The organism is Gilliamella bombi (assembly GCF_900103255.1).
In the GTDB taxonomy this organism is placed as follows: domain Bacteria; phylum Pseudomonadota; class Gammaproteobacteria; order Enterobacterales; family Orbaceae; genus Gilliamella; species Gilliamella bombi.
On sequence record NZ_FMWS01000019.1, the window covers coordinates 1 to 3,422 of the forward strand.

General features: G+C 34.7%; 5 protein-coding genes. All 5 read left to right on the forward strand.

Annotated features, from left to right (window positions below; all coding sequences use genetic code 11):
• A partial coding sequence (locus B9N71_RS04905) for a DUF2345 domain-containing protein (protein WP_143422035.1) occupies positions 1-526 on the forward strand: 526 nt, incomplete at its 5' end.
• On the forward strand, positions 526-1,032 hold the full coding sequence (locus B9N71_RS04910; RefSeq protein WP_085164515.1) for a DUF4123 domain-containing protein: 507 nt from the start codon (positions 526-528) through the stop codon (positions 1,030-1,032). The genes B9N71_RS04905 and B9N71_RS04910, both read left to right, overlap by 1 nt.
• On the forward strand, positions 1,032-1,376 hold the full coding sequence (locus B9N71_RS04915; protein ID WP_085164517.1) for a hypothetical protein: 345 nt from the start codon (positions 1,032-1,034) through the stop codon (positions 1,374-1,376). The genes B9N71_RS04910 and B9N71_RS04915 overlap by 1 nt, the downstream gene beginning before the upstream one ends.
• 12 nt (positions 1,377-1,388) lie before the next feature.
• Positions 1,389-2,465, forward strand: a complete 1,077-nt coding sequence (locus B9N71_RS04920; protein WP_085164519.1) for a Tox-REase-5 domain-containing protein — start codon at positions 1,389-1,391, stop codon at positions 2,463-2,465.
• Between the two features lie 19 nt (positions 2,466-2,484).
• Complete coding sequence (locus B9N71_RS04925) at positions 2,485-3,231, forward strand: Imm52 family immunity protein (protein ID WP_085164520.1); 747 nt, start codon at positions 2,485-2,487, stop codon at positions 3,229-3,231.
• The last annotated feature ends 191 nt before the right edge of the window (positions 3,232-3,422 follow it).

Here is a 3,422-nt window from a genome sequence, read left to right on the forward strand (position 1 = left end):
GCAAGAAGGCATCGCCCTAACCAGCCCTGAAAATATCCAACTATCGACAGCTAACAGCCTCACCTTAACCAGTGAAAATCAAACCGACATCAACGCCTTAAAAAACGTCACCCTCTCATCGGGTGAGGCGCTTGGCTTATTTGCCCAACAAGCAGGCATGAAACTATTTGCTAACCAAGGTGATATCGACCTGCAAGCCCAAAACGCCAACCTTAATATGGCCGCCAAGCAAGATGTTAAAGTGGATAGCGTGGATGGCAAAGTCACCATTACCGCCAAAGACAACCTTACGCTAATCTGCGGTGGCTCTTATATCAAAATCAGCAGTGAAGGCATTGAACTGGGCACACAGGATAATATCTATCTTAAATGTAATGTGCTGCAGAAGATGGGGGTGGCAACAAAATCAATTACATCTCCGACATTACCTAACATCACTACAAAGAATAGTGAAAAAATTTGTTTGTCGTGTTTGATACGAGCCGCAGAAAAAGCACAAATGTTAGTGATATTAGGAGATGATTAATGTTAGACAAGCATATTTCTTATCAAACATTTTTAGAACAACAAAAGCAATCTAGACATAAGCTGACGCTTTATACTTTAGTCGATGGACTAGAGTATGAACGCTTATTTCGAAATGAACTTATCCAAGATAAAAGTATATTACCTCTTTTTATTCGTCCAAATAATAAAGAAGTTGCTTTTGCTGGTCCTTGGCTTATTGATATTATGCAGGTGGATAAAAATGTACAAAATTCACTATTAGAGCTTGAAAGAACATATCCATCGGTTATGTGGTTAATTTCAACGCTTAAATTAGATTATTTATTTAACCAACTAGAACACCAATTACATTTACGATTACCAGATAAACGTAATGCGCTATTACGTTATTACGATCCACGTGTTTTAAATAAGCTAAAAAATGTGCTAACAGTGGAGCAATTTAAATTATTTACATTAAATATTAATGATTGGCTCTATTTTCATAATAATTATTACTATTCACTAATAAGAGGTAAATTATAATGCAATTTTCTCAAGAACAAATGGATGCAATATATCAACAAGAAGATGAAGAGTACCTTTGGCAAGTAACGCATAAGATCAAAAATGATAAACGTTTAACTTTACCAGACGAAGATATTAATAAGTTATTTCGACGATTAAAAGAAACTTATAACTACCTTATTGCCCTCGGTTTTACGAAAGAAGCACTTATCGAGGCATTTTTATATGGTGAAGCTGTAACGCCGGGTTATAAGAATAATCCAATAATTAAAGATTGGATTGAAAAAAAGGATCATATTCCAGAAAAACAATATGAAGATTTGCTTATTATTGCAGAGAAAAAGCAAAAAGGTTTACTTTAAGGAACAACAATCATGCCGATATTTATTATTATGGAAAGAATAATAGTGATAATGGGAGCTTCTATAATCGCTTATCAGACTAGCAAGGAAATACTCGATTATCCTCCAGGTTATGAAATAAGCTCTGAGCCTATTTCGGATATACATCAAAAAAACAATGCTTATCTCTATCCTTTATATCAAAATCCGCAGCTTTTTAGTATGGTACTTATAGCAATGCTCGCAGTAAAATTGGCGATACCAACGGATAACGAAGTCATCGATAGAACCGAAGAAGACGATATAGAGCCCGACACTCCTGAGGTAATCGCTAAATTAGAAAGCGAGATCAATGAGATAAAAACCTACTATATTAATCCGTACAAGGAAAAGCTTGAAAAACTCAAGCGCGGTGAAACAATCACCCCAGCCTTAACAGAGGCGCAATTATTAACACTTATCTATGATTACGAGAAAGAAATTGAATCGCTCCAACAGGATATTAAAACAGCCAAATATTATAGTATCTATCGTTTAACCGATGATGAAAAAGAACAAATAAAAAATACTTTTGCCGAAAAAATGCTTGCAATTGAAAAGGAAAGGTTAGAAAAAAAACATTGTCAGTGTTCGATTGAACCTTTTATTACCCCAAATTTGTTTCGACGAAATATGAGCGATTTATCTGCTGACTATCAAACAACTTTGGCAGGGGTTGATTGGATCAGAAATCGCAACCCCAAAACCAATAAAATATCGGTAGAAATAAAAGAATGGAAGTATAACGGTCCAGCAGGGAAAGCTGATTTCGATGGTTGGCTGAAAAATTTTTGTTTGTTGCTTGAAATGAAAGCCAATTATGACTCCTTGATGTTTAGCCGAACAAAATTTAATACCCGAACAGGTCAGCCAGAATTAAAACGATTGGGTAAGGAAAAAATAGAGGGGTTCAAAAAACAAGCTGAACAACATGATAAAATTTGTTCTGCTCATCCATACGCTCGTTGTTGCTGGGTTTTTATGACCCCCCTTGCTTATAATGCTTTTTTGAAGATATTAAATAAGGCTTCTTACCCTTCAATCAGTGCAATTTGGGTTCCATTATCATAATTACCATAAGGAGATTAATATGACTAAATACATTGCATCAAAGAATATTCAGTTTAGTATTATAATTTATTTACCAAAAACAACAACACTTCCCTTTACTGATTTTTATCAACGTTTGGAAAATGGCTTAAAGGCTTATCAAGACAGTTTTGATTCAAACATGTATTGGTACTTATCTAAAAACACTATAAGAGCGAAACAAGAAGAGTTAGTCTACTGCCCTGAGGGTTTTACTGATTTTGGGATGAAAAAGCTTGCTTTAGCCTACCAAAAAATTGAAAAGAACAATGATACGCAGATCTTTTTTATTGATGGTGAACCGACAAGTATCGGGCAGGTTATTACTTATAATGTTGATAAATCATTTTTTGATGACGCTCTGATTAGCTCTAATATTGACTTTTTTTTCACTAAACTTGAAGATTTACAGCTGTTAAAGCAAATCACCACTTTTGTAACAAAATTGGCTAACGTATTTACAGATAGCTATATTGAAATTGATTTGATGGAAAGAGTTGAAGCTATATTTCCTAAACGAATCGGTACCTCACTACTGGTTTATATTCCAGTGCCACTTAATGCTAAGGATTACCCAGAAGCGCATAAAATTATTCCTATTAATCAAAATGATAAACAGGTTGGCACTGTCATTGTATCGCTCGATCACTTTCCGTTTTTTAAAAATATTGAGGATGTGAAAACAATGAATCGCCTTGATGTTCGGTTACGCGAGGCGGATTTGTTACCAGAGCGAAGTAATTTGTGATCATCTTTAGGCCCTTTGAACTAGACTAGCCAAGTAAAATGACTAGAAAAAGAAGCACCTTCGGATACGACGGTCGGTAAACCTTACACAAAAACTAAAATAAAGATACTAAGTCAAGATGTCAAGGTTGCTTGGTTGCAGATTGAAATTTATTCATCAGAAACAGAAAAAAAGACATTATGGATAAAAAA